The following is a 19,168-nucleotide window of genomic DNA, read 5'->3' as shown; positions in this document are numbered from 1 at the left end:
TTTAATTTTTTTAGTCGTTAACCAACTCATTAAATATTTTAAGATATTCTTGTAGGAATTTTTGTTGACCGAATTGTGATTCGACCTTTTTCCTGCCAGCCATACCCATTTTAGTTGCCTTATCTTTATCCGTCAAGGTTTGCAATATCTTTTCACTCAATTCTTGTACATCACCAGGGGTAAATAAAAGCCCGGTTTCTTCTTCAATGATTAATTCTGGAATGCCACCGATTCTGCTTCCGATGATGGGGTTTGCTGATGCCATCGCCTCATAGATAATCAATGGGCTATTTTCAAGGACAATAGAGGGTAACACAACAACAGTAGTTTTAGAATAAAACTTTAGCGTCTCATTATCAGGCACACGACCGTAAAAGGTAACATTATTCTGTAGATTTAGCCTTTGGCATTCATTTTTCAATTCTTCTTTTATCGGACCATCGCCGACTATATCTAATCTTGCCGTAGGGATAATCTTGCTGACCCGGCAAAATGCCTTTAATAGTATGTCCACTCCTTTACTGCGATACAGGTCGCCGATAAAAAGCACCCTGTTTTGTTGGTCAGCCGGAGAGGTCCCCTCGTATTTTGAATAATCTATGCCAAAAGGGATAAATAACGCCTCTAATCCATAATCCTTCAGGGCATTCTTCATAAACATAGAGGGAGCAATAAATAAAGTTACGACCTTTTTTAATAGATACTTATTAATTTTCTTCAGTATAAATTGGCGGATGAAATCTCTTAAAGAAATACATCCTTCAAGATAACACAAAATTCCAAAACCTTGATAATGAGAACAAATCTCTTTTTTTACCTTCTTCACGCCGGTGCCAATGGGGCAGATAAGTCTATAATCGTGCACTGTCTGGATAATAGGGACCTTATTTCGACACGCCAGGAGAATGGTGTTGGTAAAAATGTAATTATGATGAATGTGGATAATATCCGGCTTTATCTTATTTATCCATTTTCTTAAACTGATAAATAGATTAAGGTATTTATGGATATATCGAATAAATTTTATTCCACCAGGTGGATGATAACAATAACAGGTCTCTTTATCCTCTTCTTGACTGGCATAAGTAAAGACAAATATTTTCACCCCTTCTTTTTCTAACAACTCAGATAGTTTTTTTCGATATATATTGGCTCCACCACCAATACTACAATTATCATGTATGACCAGAACCTTCATCATCACGGTATTATAATCTACATTTTTAGCTATGTCAACTAAAAAATAGTTGCATTTTCTACTAAATTGTGGTATCCTATAAGAGAAAAAGTTTATGGGGGTAATTATATGTTAACTACTTGCTTTGATAAAATGAAGATTTTTATGATAATAATTTTAATTATAGGATTTTTCTTACGAATTTATAAGTTGGGTGCACAAAGTCTGTGGATTGATGAAGTTATAACCATAAATACTGCACAAATGACCCCAATGGCAATAATTAGTGCTCATAAAAGTGCTACTATTATTCATCCCTCTCTTTTTTATATTTTAGTTCATTATTGGTCATACCTTGGCAAAAGTGAATTTGTCCTCAGATTACTATCAGTTCTCCTGGGAACCTATACAATTTATTTATTCTTTTTGTTAGGAAAGTTACTATTTAATAAAAATGTTGGAGCATTAAGTGCTTTAATTTTGTCTATATCTCCTTTTCATATCTGGTATTCACAGGAAATTAGACCGTATGCTCTAATGATATTATTATCTATAATAGTAGTGTTATTCTTTTTAAAGATTATTAAACAGAACTACTGGGTTTTCTATTTAGGGTATATATTAACAACTGTTGTAGGATTTTACATACATTTTTATATAATATTAGAAATAATATTTATTAATTTATTTCTAATTTTAACTTGGAAACAACACAAATATCTACTTCTAAAATGGATCCCTTGCCAAATTATAATAGTTCTCCTTTATTTACCATGGGTTTTTGTACTTCTACATGCAGTTGAAGTACGACCATGTCTAAGAGATATAGGTCTTATGGTATTCCCTTATACATTTTTTGCCTTCAGTGCTGGGTTTTCACTGGGACCATCCATAGCTGAATTACATGTGTATAATTCTATATATCAGTTTCTACCATATTTATGGATTCTTGTTCTATTCACAATTATATTCGTAATAATCTTTATTATAGGTCTTATCTCATTAGGAGAGGATAAAGAAAGATTAATTTTTTTACTCCTCTATATAGGAATACCAATTTTAGGGGCATTCTTAATCTCTCAATATAGCAACAATGTTACTTATAATGTGAGATATGTTTGTATGTCTTTACCTGCATATTATCTTATTTTAGCTAAAGGGATATATAGTATTAAAAGAAAAGGATACATGATTTCATTAATATTATTGGTGATTCTATGTAATTCTTTCTCATTAAATAACTATTATTTTAATGAGAAATATGCAAAGGAAGATTCTCGATCAGTAACTAAATACATCGAGACAAATGCTATTTCAAATGATGTAATTTTAATTACATCTCCATCCTTAATGGTGCCATTTAACTACTATTATTCAGGATGTTTACAGAAGTATTCATTTACTGCAAACCAAATATTTATCAATTCTAAAACTTCTAAGAAAGCTAAACAGCAACTTCAGAAATATAGGAGAATATAGTTGGTATTAGGACGTTTATGGGAAAGTGATTCTGAAAATTTGACTAAAAGTTATTTTGACAAAAACTATCGGAGAATTGATAGTAAAAAGTTTTCAGGGCTTGAGGTAATTTGTTATGAAAAAAATATTGACCTGTAATGATTTATCATACTTTAAAGAGCTAACATTATGGTAGAAAAAGGGAAAGAAAAATTTGATGGAATCGAATGGCTAAAGAGAAAAGGAGTTTATGTAGGTTGGAAAGATTGGCAAGAGAGAAAAATAGACTTAACGGCACTTAAAAATATGGTTGTGCTGAATGCTGGATGCGGTTCTGGAACAGAAAGCTATCATTTTCACCCATTTGTTAAAAAAATCTATACCATAGACATAAATGAAAAAGATATTAGAGAAGGAAAAGAAAAATACAAAGCTGAGAATCTCTTTTTTGAAGTAGGAGATATTGAACAGATGCCATTTAAAGATTCTACCTTTGATATCATATACACCCGTTGGGTTGTCGAACATCTCAAGAACCCGAGTAGATTTATTGATGAATCTTATAGAATATTAAAAAAGGGAGGTATTTTGATGATATGTACTTCAAATATAAAGAGTAGTTTGGGATTCTCAATGATAATTCCTCATTCGCTGAAACTAAAAATTTTAAAGATATTACATAAATGTGATGATGTTGCACATTATAAATGTTATTATCGAGCAAATTCAATACAGAAATTAGATAAGTTATGTAAAGATAAATTTAAAAGAATATATTTAGAGCGATTTGATGGGGAAATAACATATTGCAGAAATTTTAAGATTTTAACTTATTTGTGGTTTCTAAAACACAAACTGACAAACAATAAATTATTAAATTGGACCCATGCGCATTTCTTTGTGGAATATGAGAAAACATAGAGACTCTTTATCTTATTACTAAGTATCCAACTCGAAAATTTCTGATGGCGTAAAGTAATCTGTTATCAAAAAATAATTAATGAAAGGATTTTTATTCTCTGAGATTAAATGGGAGAGATAGTATAATGAGAGATAATTTCAATAAAAAGGGGTTAATACCAAAAATTCTTATGATATTGGGTATAATTTTATTAATTTTATCAACAGTCTTATTCTTTTTCAAAGAAGATATGTTTTTATATTTCAAAACAATAATTCTTCAATTTCTAGAGGGAACACCTGATCCAAAATCAGATGTTAAAATATATAATATCCTAAAATTTTTAATCTTTCAAGTGATTTCTTTAGGAGGTATCTTCCTATATCTTGGAATTTTATTAAGAAGTTTTACATTTGAAAATCTCTTTGGCATGCAGCCTCCAGAAGATAAGAAATTTGTAGAGACAGAGAGAGGAAGATTTTCAAAAGAGTACTTAAAGTGGTTTTATCCACTATTCTTATCATTAGTTGTAATCATTACTGGTATTTTATCATTTGGGATAGAAGAGGATGATCCTTACATTATATTTCGTTATGTTAATAATATCCTTTCAGGAGAAGGTTGGGTATATAATTCAGGTGAATATATCAATGGTACCACATCCACTTTAAATACTATTCTATATGTGATAGGTGGTCTCTTTTATAAAGATATTCCATTTGTTGCTAGAATAATAAATACCATTTGTCTATTTTTTGCATCATATTTTTTATTTCTCATATTCTACAATAAAAAGAAGATTTTAGGGGGAGTAATTAGTTCTCTTTTCATTGCTATAAATCCATATCTGATTCAATCTTATGGATTAGAATCAATGCTTTATCTAATGTTAATGATACTTTCATTATATTTTTATGAGAAGAATAAGATAATTCATATGAGCATTTCTTTGGCTCTACTCTACTTAACGAGAGGAGACGGAATTATTTTAGCCATAGTTTTATATGGTATATATTTAATAAATTCAAAGAGAATTCCCTTCAAATCATTAGCCTTATTTGTATTAATACTATTACCATTCTTACTCTTCCTTTATCTATATTTTGGCTCAATTACACCAAATACACTATATGCAAAAGTTTGTCAGGGTAAATCAGGATATTGGCATTTATCCTTCTGTGGTGGAATTTTCTATTACATAAACCACTATTTCAAAAACTGTTTCATTATCTCTTTTCTAACCATTCCATTCTTTTTTGGAGTGTTACATATTTATCAAAAAAAAATGCTTGATATATCAATTTTTATCTGGATGATTTTATATTATATGGCATATTCCTTATTAAGTGTTCCTGGTTACCGTCAATATTATACACCTTTGCTTTTACCACTGGTTTATTTTATTGGGCTGGGTTGTGAATGGTTGATCTTCAATCCATATCTTAGAAGTAAATTACTTAAAATAATATCATTTTTTTCCATAGTATTGATTATAATCTTTCCACTTATTAAAATAGATTATATAAATTATAAAAGGCTACCTTCAGAATATTATCTACAATATCGTGAAGTTGGATTATGGTTGAAAGAAAACACTCCTCAAAATGCCTCAGTTGCCGCTGTTGAAATAGGGATAGTTGGATATTATAGTCAGCGAAGAATAGTTGATATCTGTGGATTAGTTATGCCTAAAGATATCGCCTATTATCTTATGAAGCAAGATATGAGATATTGGTTTTATAAATATAAGCCTGACTATATAATATTTCATGATAAGGATTCGGTCCTCTTTAAAAAATTTGAAAGTCCGGTAACTAATTTAAAGGAATTTAAAAATTCTTATGTTAAAATAAAAGAATTTGATTCTCAAGAACATAGGAAGCTATTTATCTATCAAAAGGCATCATAGAGTATCTGGAATTGGAGAAAATAATTTATGAGAATTAATATTTCCCCATTTATTCTCTATATTTTCATAGGAATTGGTTTGGGAATTATATTAGTAATCAACATACCATCTTATGCTGTTGGTATTCCTATCATAATATTGTCTTTTTTTATATTTTTTATATATCCCAGATTTGCTATCTTATCCCTAGTTTTTGTAAAACCTGCTATAGAAAAATCTATTGTAATTACTCGAATATCTATAAAAGGGTTAACTACTATAAATCTTGTAGGTGTACTCAACTTATTTATTTTAATAGCTGGAATTTTTTATATTATCACTAATAGAATTAAAATATTTAAACTACCAATTGGATTACCTTCTTTCATATTTTCAATTATTTGTCTGATTAGTATATTTATTAGCCCTGATATAGTAGCAGGATTAAAAGGATGGTTTGCAATAACATGTCCGTTTATAATATATGCTTTGGTTACCGATCTTTTCAAAAATAGAAAGCAACTTATTCGCTTGATTAATGTTAGTATACTTTCCATGGTTATTCCCTGTTTAGTAGGATTTTATCAGTTCCTCACTAGCATAGATATGTTTGATTTTACAGGTACTTATCGTATTTGTGGTACCTTTAACCATCCAAACCTTTTTGGGGTTTATCTCACATTACTCTTACCTATAGGTATAATTTTATTTTTTTATTATCCTGAGTTTAGTTTAGAGAAACTTGGAATTGGAATTTTGTCCTTAATGATGATACTTTGCTTATTTTTAACATTATCAAGAGGAGGTTGGATAGGTTTTGGAACAGCTATAATAATTATAGGTATTTTGAAATATAAAAAACTATTATCAGTAGGAATTATATTATTAATAATTTTAGCTCCTATTATCTACTTACGATTTCAAGATATAACTACCTTCATGATACGGATTAAGCTCTGGGAGAGAGGATTAAATCTCTTTTTACATAATCCAATTCTGGGAATAGGATTGGGAGGCTTTGAAGTTAATGTTATAGACATAGTAGGTACGATATCACATTCTCATAATGAATTTATTAAATTTGCTACTGACACAGGACTACTTGGATTAGGTTCATTTTTATGGATATTAATTAATTTAATAAAGAATGTGGTCAATACCTATAGAAAAACTTTAGACCCTTACTTCAAAACTATCCTCATCGGTATTATTGCTATTTTCAGTAGCTATATAATAATGAGTCTGAACGAAAGTTTATATATACATGTTGGATTTATAGGAACTTTTTATACACTTGCTGCGGTTCCGTATGTAATATCAAATATTGAAAGAAGAGAAAAAATCATGTAAAAGGAGGATAATACTAATGTTTAGACTTATTTATTTCTCTTTATTTTCTCTTATGTTAATTTTTTCAACAGGTTGTAAGGCAAATGAGTTAATTAATTCCTCTCTAATGAATAAATCAGAGTCTACAAATAAATTCTTAAATTGTAATGATTTTAAATTTCTATGGGTTGAAGCAGAAGATACAACTGACCATTCATTTTATGGACATGCATCCTTTCAACCAACGCCTGCAGGAATATCCCCCTGGATATTTGCACCACCAGAAGAGAAAGAGAAACTGAAACTTATAGCAAGTAATGGTGCTTTCTTCCACATAGATATAAAAGAAAGTCCATGGCATAAAGAGGGACATTATATAAAATATGAGGTGATTATTCCGGAAGAAAGAAATTATTCTTTGTATGTTAGAGAACGAATTATAGCCGAAACCTCGCCGGTAAAATGGAGATTTGACGATGGCAAATGGCACACTGTAAAGGATTTCAAAGAATTACCTGATTCACAAGATTCTAAAAAGGAACGAAAACTTGCGATAAGGTGGGTGAAGTATGGAAATATATCTTTATCCAGAGGTAGACATATACTCCATCTGGTAATTGAAAAAAATTATGCTTCGAGATATTTTAAGCAAATAGATGTTTTTGTGTTAGCTAAAGATACATTTACTCCAGGTGGCATTATTAAACCAGAAGGAACGATTGAGCAAATTGAGCTACCATCAAGAATTACTTTAGTTCCAGATAAGATAATTAATGAAAGATTCCATGATTTTCATAGGGGTATAGTTTTTATTCCAAACGAGTTTGTTTGGCTCGAAAAAAAATATGAAGCACTTTCCAAAGAAATTTTTCCCCTGATGAAAGACTTAGGACTTACCTTCACAAGATTTGGATTAGATTCCCGTTTTATGTATTCAGGACCGAATATATTTACTTCTATCCATAACGATAAAATACTTAACTGGTTACATAAAAATTACAAGGTAACTATAAATAATCAAGAGGAGTTAGAAAATTTCCTCAATTCACTAAATGAAAAAGAAAGAGAGACTCTCAGTGAGAAATTTTATCGGTTTGTAAAAGAAAAAAGCATTATTATTCGTGAACCAGTGGGTTATAATGAGGAATATATGGGGCGACTTGATAAAATCCTTGATTTTTATAACACCCAGGGAATCAAGGTGATACTTTGTTTAGAAGATGTCCCTCGTTGGTTATCATCTAATCCACTAGATCCTGAAGGAACGAGAAAAGAACATTGGGCTAAAACATATTGGCAATATGCTCCAAAGGACTTTGTAGGTTATACCAATTTATGGAAAGTAATCATAGAAGACTTTACTAATAAATATCCTAATATCATTCGGTACTGGGAAGTAGAGAATGAACCAGAAGTTCCTGACAGCCTCATAATAGAAAGTAAACATCATAGAGATTCTGAATCTTATATACAAAAAAAGGAGGAGATTTATCTTAAGATGTATGATGCCGCTGTAGAAGCAGTATTAAAAACTACCCCTCGTATAAAAATTGGTGGTCCGGCAGCTACAAAAATATTATGTGAAGATAGGTACATCTTGAGCCAGTATATCGAACTATTAGTTAAACACTGCGCCCAGAATAAGAAGAAATTGGATTTTATCTCCTGGCATAGGTATTCTGATGAACCCATAACCTATAAAAATGAGATTCAAAGGGGAAGACAATTTTTAGATTATTATGGCTTAAAAAATACAGAATTAATTATTGATGAATGGGCTTTAGCAATATCTCCAAAGATAAATATTATAGATGGAATCACAGAGTATGAAAAAATGTTACTTCGAATTGGTGATAACAATGTCAATGCCGCCTATGCGGCGGCTGTCTTACAGACAATGATTGATAGTGGCTTAGACCAATCAGTTTATCAAGGTATTCACTCGGAAGGACGTGATGTGGGAGATTTTTACCCCGGTATGGGGTTATCTGTTGAATCTTATGAGCATAAAAATCCAATTAAACCACCTCGTTATATCAAGAGATCTATCTATTATACCTTCAAGATGTTTAGTATGTTAGATAATAAACGGATATTAGTTAATCTAAATAACAGTGTAAATATGGGAGCAATTGCTACTAAATCAGATGATGCTAAACAAATAAATCTCCTTATTTGGAACTATGATATAACTGAGAGAAAGATAAATAGAAAAGTGGAAATAAACCTACCAGGAGTTAAAAAGATAAAATATGACCGCTATCTCATCGACAGTCATCATACTCTATTTGGAGCAGAAGAATTAGAGATGGTTGAAGATGATGTTATCTCAGATAATGTTATAGAACTTGAGTTAGAAACTAATAGTGTTACCTTCCTCAAAATTAACTTAAGGGGTGAGAAATGATTACTACTCAAAAGCCAAATGTAATTTTCCTACATCAATAGGCAGAACTATTTGGTAATCATGTACTGTTTGGATAATAGGTACTTTACCTTTGCAACCTAAGAGAATGGTATGGGGAAAGATATAATTATGATGAATATGAATAATATCAGATTTTATCTTTTTTATCCATCTTCTTAACGCAATAAATAGTGTAAGGTTAAAATAACTATACTTAACATATCTAATAAATTTTATTCCTCTTGAGTAATGGTAGTAATAGCAAGTTTCTTTATCTTCATTTTCATAAAGGTAAACGATATGGTTATTGAATCTCTTAGTAAAAAGATAAAGGCAATTGATATAGTTTTAATAGGAGCAATCATATTAAGTTCTATTGTTCCATTACTTAGCATCCCTGTTTATTTTCGTGGGGACGATATTGAGTGGTTAGAATGGGCAAAATTTCATCATAATCCCTTAACTGTTTTTAATCCTTTAGATAATGAGAATCTCATGATGGGGTGCTATCGACCTATAATAAATATAATATGGTATATATTATTTCATATTTTTGGTTTAAAATTAAATTCTTTTCCATACCAGGTGAGTTTACATTTATTTTTTATTGGTTCATTGATTTATTTATATAAAATTGCAAAATTAATATTTACAAAAAAAATAGCCTTTTTCTCTATCAGTTTATTCCACTTATGCTTTTATTTTATTCTACATATCTTAACTTGGTGTAGTTATATTTCCCATATATCGCATTTATTTTTTATCACCGCTTCAATTTTTCATTTCATTAAAGGAATGAAGTGGAAGGATAAAAGAGGAGATTTAACCATTGGAATTATTCTTTCATTTATAGCATTTCTATCCAATATTCAAAGTATTTTAATCATTCCTATAGTAATAACCACATATCTTATATCTTATTATAAAGAGATTGCTCTAATCCCTAAAAATAAAATATGTCTTGTAATAGGAATAATTATAGTTCCTGTGATATATGTTCTATTTCTTCATCTTGTTCCTTTATCTAGAATGAGCGATTTGCTATCCGCAAAGTCTTTATTTGAAATTCTACAAGTTGTGGGTATTAGATATAATTTTTATATGGGTGAACTTACCAACGGTATCTCAGAAATTATTATATCTTTTACAACTATGTTATTTATAATTTATAAATTTAGTGAATATTTAAAAGTAAAGTGGGAAAAATATCTACTATTTTATTATGGGTTAATAGTAATAATAGTATCTTTAATATTACTTGATAAAATAACTGGTTTTTCTATTTTATTTCTATCTTTATTTATTGCATTTATAATTGATAAAAAAGTGAGATTTTGTATAGCATGGACTTTTATAGGATTTTTCCCATTATTATCTCAGAATCTATATGTAAATGGGTATTTGCTGGAAATGAGTTATGGGCTAAGTATATTTATGGGAGTGAGTTTAATGACTTTTTATCAAGATATTGTTAAGGTTGCTCAAAAGATAAAACGATATAATGTGAGGTGGAAAATCATTATTTATTCTATTACGCTTTTTATAACAGGATATGCTTGTTTTTATATCTTCACAATTGTCTTAAGTAAAATAAATAATCTTAATTATTTTAAGGATACTCAAGGAAACTTTCGGGAAGTAATAGAATATTTGGAAGAACATATTCCATTTAATGATACTATTTATGCATTAAAAACAGACCAATCAGAAAGTTCTATAAGAAAGATGAGAAGAGGACCTGCAAGGATACAAATTGATAGACAAAAAGCTATGAGTTTATCTCAGATAGATAAATTATTAGATATGGTTGGACGATCTGATATAAAGGTTAAATCAATTAATAATATTGACAGCATAGCTAAAAAAGATATTATTGGTAAATATCTTATTGTTTTAACTCCTTATGAGAAAGGGATAGTAGAGAAAGAAATAGCAAATAGAGAATATCCTTATCTTCTTAAAATAATTAGAGAAATCAGACGAGGAGAAACAATTGCGGTTATTTATACCATTATATAGCAATTCTTAATGAAAAATTGGGCTATTTAGCAAACATTGGATAAATAGAATTTATTATTACGAGCACCTTAAGTTTTAAGTTTTAGTTAAGTGGAAATAAAAATACCAGGAGTCAAAAATATAAAATATGACCGTTATCTCATAGATAGTGAACATACGCTATTTGGGGCAGAAGAATTAGCCCGGGTTGAAAATGATGTCCTCTGTAATGATATGATAGACCTTGACCTGGAAACAAATAGTGTTACCCTCATTAGAATCAATATAGGAGGCTAAGATGAAGATTGGTATAGATGCTCATACAATTGGTCATAAAGTAACCGGCAATGAGACATACATCTCAAATGTTATCAAAGCATTGGCAAAGATTGATAAAGAAAATTCTTATAAACTCTATTATACTAATCCAGAGATAGTAAAAAATGGGTTTATTAATCAACCAAACTTTCAAGAGATATTAATTAAACCACATTCCCCTTTGATACGAATACCTTTTAGTTTTCCATTAGAAATTCTAAAAAGACCGATTGACCTCTTCCATGTGCAGTATATTGCCCCACCTTTGTGTTCGTGTCCGATAATTGTTACCATTCACGACTTATCATTTATACATTATCCTCAATATTTTACTAAACGGGAACAACTTCGGATGTCTATGTTAATTCCAATTACCGCTCGTCAGGCAACAAAGATATTAGCGGTATCTGAATATTCTAAAAAAGATATTATCAATTCTTACCGCATCCCGGAGGATAAAATAGTCGTTACCTATGATGGCGTTAATGAAAGTTTTCATCCTATTGATAATCAAGAATTATTAGATGAGATTGTGGCAAAATATGGCATAACTAATAAATTTGTCCTCTATGTGGGCAATATCCACCCCAGAAAGAATTTAGGTCGTCTGATTGAGGCTTACTGCTTACTAAAGAAAAACCATAATATCAAGCATAAATTAGTTATTGTTGGGAAGAAGGCGTGGTTATATGCGGATGTGTTTAAAAGAGTTAGAGAAATGGGATTGGAAAATGAGATTGTCTTTACCGAATATGTTCCTCAAGAAGATTTACCTTTATTATATAATGCCGCGGAGGTTTTTGTTTATCCATCTATATTTGAAGGATTTGGAATTCCACCTTTAGAATCTATGGCTTGTGGAACTCCAGTCATAACCTCAAATACCTCATCTTTTCCTGAAGTAGTGGGAGATGCAGGCGTAACGGTATCTCCCCATAGTGTTGATGATATCGCCAAAGCAATTTATGATGTCCTGTCTAATCCCCAAATGCAAAAAAGGTTGTCAGAAAAAGGAATTGAACGGGCAAAATTATTTACCTGGGAAAATACGGCAAAACGAACTCTCTCGGTTTATAAAGAATGTCTCCCAAAGGAATAGTTACCATTATCTTTTGTAAGCGTTCAGCCACAGAGGCACAGAGTTCACAGAGAATTAAGGAAATTAACCACAAATGCACACGAATTATAGCACTTATTAATCAAAATTTGACCCAGATATGGCTATGAAATTCCAAATCACAAATCCCAAATTCCATTTAGTGAATTAGTGAATTAAGCGAATTAGCGAATTAGTAAAATCTAATCTCTAATTCACTAATCTCTAATTCGCTTTTTGGTATGTGGAATTTGGTGCTTATTTGAGATTTGGTGCTTGGGATTTGGGATTTTCCCTTATCCACTCTGAGTAAAATTTTGACTAATAACTGCTATATTCCCTCTGTGTTCTCTGTGACTCTGTGGCTATATCCTGAACGGTTATTATCTTTTGTATTAAAAAGTGTCAAAGTCATTAAAAATATCAGGATGATTAAAGTTAAAATGGAAAAAAAGCATCCAATTCTAAAGGATAAAGGCGAATATCGAAATTCTACCAGATGTTTCCCTGCAGTAAGATATACTGCTCGAAGGATATAATTTGCACAAAATAGCCTTTCTTCCCTCCCATCTACAAATACCTGCCAGCCTGGATAATAGGCATCAGATAATACAAGAAAACCACTTTTGTTAAGTGTCGCTTTGATAACGACTCTCTCTGGTTGATAATCAAGAATTCGGCATTGGGAATTTTTGATTTTTGATTTTTGATTTTTGATTTTCTCTGTTTTGTATTTTCTGTTTTCTTCTTCAAGAAGCACTGTCTTTTTAGGATCAAAGTCTGGATTCAGTAGTTCTTTAAATATTTTCTCTTTTGTTTTGAGGACTTTGGCTTCTGAAACTATCCATACCCTTGGTAAAGCAGACAGGTCTTCGTAGATTTTTATTTCTTTGTCAAAGATAAGTTTTAGATTATCTGCTTTTATTTTTTTAGAGGTAAGGAGATATTTGGTATTCAGCAGGCAGAGTAGATTACGGTTAGCCGAATAATCCAATTCTTTTGCATTTTCCCAGCCACACTCTTCTGGAGCAACTAAATTTATAAATTCATCGTATCTTTTAGTGAACATTCCATCATAGCCTTCAGCCGTCTCAAATCCATAGATTATATTTATACTTACCGGCAATATGTGCTCAAAGCCTAATATTCTACTTTTTCCCTCATCTGTTATCTTATCGGCTAAAAATCTTAATGATGGTGTCGTCGTATATAATACATTTCTGTGGACAAAGGGATTATACCTCATCCCAAATCCAAAAATATCAAAGATGATTATTCCAAAAATAAGTATTTTAATATATAAATTTCTCACTCTATTAATACTTAAAAGGATTACTCCACTAATTATTAATAATAAAATTGGGCAAAGAAAATCTATATTTGATAAGGTGAAATGTTGAAGTAATGTTGCATTCATATAAAATCTGGCGACAAATTTGCCCAGATAAAGACTGATTATAATTATTAAACCAGATAATAAAATAATACTTATCGAATATACCTTTATGAGTGTATTAAAGATATAATTACTTCCTAACCCGGCTAATACAGCCACCCCAAATGTGTAGAGGAAGATAAACCGGCTAATAATCAATTTATCACATCCAGGGATACCCACATAAAGTAAATAATATAAGGGCGTTCCAAGAGTGAGGAGTAAGGAAATTAAAGTAAAGGAAGAAAAATAGAGTGTATTTTTATTTCTTTTTAGAAATATAGTTAAAAGTGCCAATATTAAAGGTAAAATGCCTATATAAGCACAATGCTCGTTATAATTATCCTCCATTCTGCCTCTTTTGGGATGGAGTGGGGGAATATTTAGTCCATATTTTTTAAATATCTCACGGAAATATGGTCTGATAATGTTATAGTTATAATCTACAGGATTACCATAATAATTTGGCACTAAAAGGGTAATTAAATTCTGCCAGGGCAAGGGAGATAACATTCGATAATCTTTGACCGGCTCCCGATGCGAATTTCTTATCAATTCATAAGAAGGAACTAACTGGATAGCCGATAGACAAAATCCAATGATAAAAACAAGTCCGACAAAGGGTATAAATTTAAAGGCTCGAAGGGAAAAGATTCTAAATAATGAGTAAGGTATTATTGCCAGGAAGACAAATAGACTTATTTGTAAAAATGTGGATAGGAATTGTATCCCTAATGCCATCCCGGCTAACATAACATAGAATATGCTTCTTTTAATAATAGCTTTATCAATTAAAAAAAGTATTAATGGCAATAAGAACCCACTTAATATGCTCATTTCTAACCAGACAATAGCAAAGCCAGAAAATTCATAAATTATACCACCAATTAATGCCCCAAATGGAGCTAAGTTAAGTGAGCCCCGAAGAAATATATACATAAATATCCCCGATAGTAACATCTGGCAAATGAGGATTAAACTCCATCCGGTTAATGGCTCAAAGAATAAGAAGAAGATATTAAGAGGTGAAAAAGATACCGAGTTGGTGCTAAAATGTGGATTACCACAAAAAATATATGGATTCCAGAGGGTAATTTTACCCTCCTTTAATCTTTCTACGGCTAATTTTCGTAAAGGGTAATGAAGGAAAACAGGGTCTGATAAAAGAGGATTTTGACTTTTATCCTGTGCCTGATAACAATAATACCACGGTGGGTAAGTATATGTAGCAATATCTCCTCCCATAGGCAATAAGCCTAAGAAGAAAAATTTCCAGAAATAGACTACGGTTAATATGGTCAATATTCCAATGGCTAAATAATCCTTTATCTTCATTTCTTATCCCAAAGTATAGCAAATCAATTAATTAATGTCAAATTTTTTATTGACTTAAATCTCAAATTCTGGTAATATCATAAAGGTATGAAAAGAGAGGATTTATTACCAATAGGCATATTCATCGGCTTAATTGCTATATTCTTCATAGATATAATTACTATGTCCAGGATTTTTCTTCAAAAGGACATAACAGATATATTCTATCCGATGAAGTCATTTTATGCAGAAAATCTAAAGAAATTTGATTTCCCCTTATGGTTGCCGTATATCCAGTGTGGATATCCTATTTTTGCCATTGGTAATCTTGGTTTTTTATATCCGATAAATCTTTTACTATTTTTTAATCTTCCTGCCCCTATTGCCCAAAATCTCCATTATATTATCCATTTTATTCTTGCCGGAATATTTACTTATTTTTATGCACAGGTAATTGGGTTGCCTCGGGTTTCTGCTCTAATCTCAGGGATAATCTTTATGTTTAGTGGATTTTTCGTCGCCCATCTTATCCATATAGATATATTAAGTTCCGGTATATGGTTACCTTTAATCTTAATCTTTATGGAAAAGATTCTCAAAAGGGAAAAAACTCATATTTATGTAGTCTTAGCCGGCATATTTATCGGCATTCAAATCCTTGCTGGACATCAACAGATAACATTTTATTCATTATTATGTGTCAGTTTATACTTTTTCTCTGGAGTTTTATTTGAAGGTCGATGCCGGATATTGAATTTTTTGGTCAGCTTTGGATTAGTGATGATAATAGCTATTGGTCTGGCCGCTATTCAAATAATTCCAACTTATGAAGTATTATCCCTTTCTAATCGAGGGGGAGGGATAAGCCTGGGATTTGCTAATATTGCCAATTTCCCACCTATAAATTTCATCACCTTCATTTTACCTTATTTTTTAGGAGATAATACAAATTATTTTGGGAAATGGAATTTTAATGAGGGATATGGTTATGTAGGTATTTTTCCGCTAATATTAGGATTATTTGGCATCTTAAGAGACAAAAATAGACATATTTATTTTTTCTTATCCTTATTAATCCTATCAGCCATATTGATGATGGGTAGTGTGACACCTTTATATACTATGTTATGGCACCTACCTATATTTAATAGCATTAGGGCACCGGCACGATTTTGTTACCTTTTGACCTTTTCTATTTCTATCTTAGCCGGTTTTGGCTTTTCATCTCTAATCACTCAAAAAATAAATAAAAAAGTTATCCTGCGAATATTATACTTATCCTTAATATTAATCTTATGTGGGATTATTTTTACAATGGATATTGAAAAATTTTTACCCCGGGATTTTCCTTTAAATAAAATTAAATACATCAAACAAGATGCCTACATATTTCTAATCTTTTTATGTATGAGTTTTATCATCTTATATTTTTGGGTTAAACAAAAATTACAACTAATAACTTTTAAATTCCTTGTTGTCTTTTTTATTATAATTGACCTATTCTTATTTAATATGAGGGGGGTTCCAACTACGGTTAAAATATCACATTTACCTGGGATATTTACTCCAAATACCGGTGAGTTTCTGTTACAAGATGAAGATATATATAGATATATGTCAATCTACTACGCAGGTATTATACTGATAGCAAGTAATGAAGAGATAGAGGAGTTCTTGAATAGACTATTATCACCCAATAGGAATATTTGCACCCATCTCTCTGAGATGAATATGAGAACGGGTTTGATTTGTGTAAGGCATTGGTTAGAGGTTATAAAACTTTTCCGAAAAGACACACCTATACATATTACCGAACAAGAAGTAATTCCCCTTATCATTAAAAATAGACAGTTACTTAATTTATTTAATGTTAAATATATTTTATTGACCCGGGATATTCCTGATGACAAATTCAGGATGGTATTTGAAGATAAGAGCGTTAAGATTATCGAAAATAAAGATGTTCTTCCACGGGCATTTATCGTGCATAACTCTAAATTAATTAAAGGAAAAGAGGTTCTTCTTCAGGAATTAAGCAGTAAAGAATTTAATCCAGAACAATATGTTATTCTGGAAGAAGAGGTTAGAAGTCAGAAATCAGAGGTCAGAGGTCAGACGAAAGTAAAGGACACTCCAAAATCCAAAATTATAGACTATCAACCAGAGAAAGTAACGGTCAAAGTTGCTCTTAATAAAAGTGGTTTTCTTGTATTATCGGACACATATTATCCTGGCTGGCAGGCTTATGTAGATGGAAAAAAGGAAAAGATATATCGTGCTTATCATACCTTTAGAGCAGTTCCTCTTGAAAAAGGTAATCATCTTGTAGAATTTAGATATGAACCTTTATCAGTCAAAATAGGAATGTTTATTACTGGTTTAACCATTTTATGTCTAATATTTTTCGTAATCGTTCAGAGATATAGCCACAGAGCCACAGAGAACACAGAGGGAATATAGCAGTTATTAGTCAAAATTTTACTCAGAGTGGATAAGTAAAAAATCCCAAATCCCAAGCACCAAATCTCAAATAAGCACCAAATTCCACATACCAAAAAGCGAATTAGAGATTAGTGAATTAGAGATTAGATTTTACTAATTCGCTTAATTCACTAAATGAAATTTGGAATTTGTGATTTGGAATTTCATAGCCATATCTATGTCAAATTTCGATTAATAAGTGCTATAATTCGTGTCCATTTGTGGCTAATTTCTCTAATTCTCTGTGAACTCTGTGCCTCTGTGGCTAACGGTTACTATTTTTCGTAATTATATATCCCCGTGTCTGTGGTATAATCAGCTGATTGAACAGGTTAGATACTCCTTCTAAAATTTGCCAATCCTAACAAACCGGGCAATAAAAGTAATATAGTTGAAGGCTCTGGAACAGCAGATGGGGTTGGTGAATTCGCTTCAGCATCACGAGAAAAAGGTGCCTTTCTATAGTGTTTTTTCCCAAATTTGTCCACAACAATACCCGCTACATCAAAATGAATATGGCTATAACCACCCCACTTTATCGAGAGATAATGAATATCTCCTAAATCTGTTCCACCCCCACCAGGCTTATAATTGTGGACAACCTCCCCGGCTGTACTAACCATTAAGTTAGGTAGCCAATAAGCACAATAATAGGTGGGATAAATGCCATGCGGCGGCATCAAGAATGGGTTGCCATAGTAGTTAAAATTTATTGGAGAGCCGTTGAGATTCACATAGGCTCCTGGTAACCCCTTTTCGTCCTCCTTTATGGCAATATAAAGAGTGAGATTCTTTATATAATCAGCATTAAGAGGAGATGAGGCTCCCAGAACTTGCAGTTCAAAATCAGAAGCAGTAGTGGTCCAGGACTCAGTGATAGGGTCGTAAGTAGAGCCCGGGATATAGAGTTGAAGGCTGGGGATAGCATAAGCTGAAGAAACAATAAAGATTATCCCCCATAAGGAAAGAATTAGTTGATTAACCCCTTTAAAAAATATTTTTCTCATTGTTTTTATCCTCCTTGATATTTTTTTATTTGTTTTATCAACTTGGTTATATTATAACATATATTTTTTAATTTGTCAAGACTTTTTTTATTTATTGTTATGTATTTTTAGGAATGAGAATTGCTGCGTGCCTGTAATGGGTTAGTTATTTGGGGGAACGAACATTAACCTGTGGAGGACAAAGCAATGGAAATAGTAGGTAAGTAGGTAGTAGGTAAGTAGGAAAGGGATAAACTCGATATTCAAGTTTTTTTTAAGATTAAGTGGTTTATCCTTTTTTAACCGCAAAGAACGCAAAGAAATTAACCGCAAAGAACGCAAAGATTATAGTGCTCTGTTAAGATTGAATTTGCATGTTA

General features: G+C 31.2%; 14 protein-coding genes. 10 read left to right on the top strand and 4 right to left on the bottom strand.

What is annotated here, in order from left to right:
- Positions 1-10 precede the first annotated feature (10 nt).
- Positions 11-1,201 (bottom strand): glycosyltransferase family 4 protein, encoded by a 1,191-nt coding sequence (locus AB1414_04225; GenBank protein ID MEW6606650.1) that lies wholly within the window; start codon positions 1,199-1,201, stop codon positions 11-13.
- 105 nt (positions 1,202-1,306) lie between these two features.
- On the opposite strand from AB1414_04225, the gene AB1414_04220 reads away from it, so the two are divergent.
- From AB1414_04220 to AB1414_04195, 6 genes are all read left to right on the top strand, one after another.
- Positions 1,307-2,656 carry a glycosyltransferase family 39 protein gene (locus tag AB1414_04220; protein MEW6606649.1) on the top strand — a complete coding sequence of 450 codons (1,350 nt, stop codon included), beginning with the start codon at positions 1,307-1,309 and terminating at the stop codon, positions 2,654-2,656.
- The gene (locus tag AB1414_04215) at positions 2,657-2,794 is read left to right on the top strand and encodes a hypothetical protein (protein MEW6606648.1); all 138 of its coding nucleotides are present in this window, start codon (positions 2,657-2,659) and stop codon (positions 2,792-2,794) included.
- Between the two features lie 30 nt (positions 2,795-2,824).
- A complete protein-coding gene (locus tag AB1414_04210) occupies positions 2,825-3,556 on the top strand; it encodes a class I SAM-dependent methyltransferase (protein MEW6606647.1) in 732 nt (243 codons plus the stop codon).
- A 125-nt stretch (positions 3,557-3,681) separates the two neighbouring features.
- A complete protein-coding gene (locus tag AB1414_04205) occupies positions 3,682-5,445 on the top strand; it encodes a hypothetical protein (protein ID MEW6606646.1) in 1,764 nt (587 codons plus the stop codon).
- A gap of 27 nt (positions 5,446-5,472) precedes the next feature.
- A complete protein-coding gene (locus tag AB1414_04200) occupies positions 5,473-6,774 on the top strand; it encodes an O-antigen ligase family protein (GenBank protein ID MEW6606645.1) in 1,302 nt (433 codons plus the stop codon).
- A 16-nt stretch (positions 6,775-6,790) separates the two neighbouring features.
- Positions 6,791-9,160 carry a cellulase family glycosylhydrolase gene (locus tag AB1414_04195; protein MEW6606644.1) on the top strand — a complete coding sequence of 790 codons (2,370 nt, stop codon included), beginning with the start codon at positions 6,791-6,793 and terminating at the stop codon, positions 9,158-9,160.
- Between the two features lie 3 nt (positions 9,161-9,163).
- Here AB1414_04195 and AB1414_04190 read toward each other — a convergent pair whose 3' ends face one another.
- Positions 9,164-9,460 (bottom strand): glycosyltransferase, encoded by a 297-nt coding sequence (locus AB1414_04190; GenBank protein MEW6606643.1) that lies wholly within the window; start codon positions 9,458-9,460, stop codon positions 9,164-9,166.
- On the opposite strand from AB1414_04190, the gene AB1414_04185 reads away from it, so the two are divergent.
- The 3 genes from AB1414_04185 to AB1414_04175 all read left to right on the top strand — a co-directional run bounded on the left by AB1414_04185 (position 9,410) and on the right by AB1414_04175 (position 12,575).
- Positions 9,410-11,179, top strand: a complete 1,770-nt coding sequence (locus tag AB1414_04185) for a hypothetical protein (GenBank protein ID MEW6606642.1) — start codon at positions 9,410-9,412, stop codon at positions 11,177-11,179. The two genes, AB1414_04190 and AB1414_04185, sit on opposite strands and share 51 nt — an antisense overlap.
- 90 nt (positions 11,180-11,269) lie before the next feature.
- Positions 11,270-11,455: a hypothetical protein gene (locus AB1414_04180; protein ID MEW6606641.1), complete on the top strand. Its 186-nt coding sequence runs from the start codon at positions 11,270-11,272 to the stop codon at positions 11,453-11,455.
- A 1-nt stretch (position 11,456) separates the two neighbouring features.
- The gene (locus AB1414_04175) at positions 11,457-12,575 is read left to right on the top strand and encodes a glycosyltransferase family 1 protein (protein MEW6606640.1); all 1,119 of its coding nucleotides are present in this window, start codon (positions 11,457-11,459) and stop codon (positions 12,573-12,575) included.
- Positions 12,576-12,903: 328 nt separating this feature from the next.
- On the opposite strand, the gene AB1414_04170 is transcribed toward AB1414_04175, so the two are convergent.
- Positions 12,904-15,342 (bottom strand): YfhO family protein, encoded by a 2,439-nt coding sequence (locus tag AB1414_04170; protein MEW6606639.1) that lies wholly within the window; start codon positions 15,340-15,342, stop codon positions 12,904-12,906.
- 87 nt (positions 15,343-15,429) lie between these two features.
- Here AB1414_04170 and AB1414_04165 point away from each other — a divergent pair, with 87 nt between their 5' ends.
- Complete coding sequence (locus tag AB1414_04165) at positions 15,430-17,781, top strand: YfhO family protein (GenBank protein MEW6606638.1); 2,352 nt, start codon at positions 15,430-15,432, stop codon at positions 17,779-17,781.
- Between the two features lie 353 nt (positions 17,782-18,134).
- On the opposite strand, the gene AB1414_04160 is transcribed toward AB1414_04165, so the two are convergent.
- Entirely contained in the window at positions 18,135-18,809 is a 675-nt protein-coding gene (locus tag AB1414_04160) for a choice-of-anchor N protein (protein MEW6606637.1), read from the bottom strand.
- Between the last annotated feature and the right edge of the window lie 359 nt (positions 18,810-19,168).

The organism is bacterium (genome assembly GCA_040755795.1).
GTDB lineage: Bacteria > UBA9089 > CG2-30-40-21 > CG2-30-40-21 > SBAY01 > JBFLXS01.
This window is presented reverse-complemented; position numbering and strand designations above follow the sequence as displayed.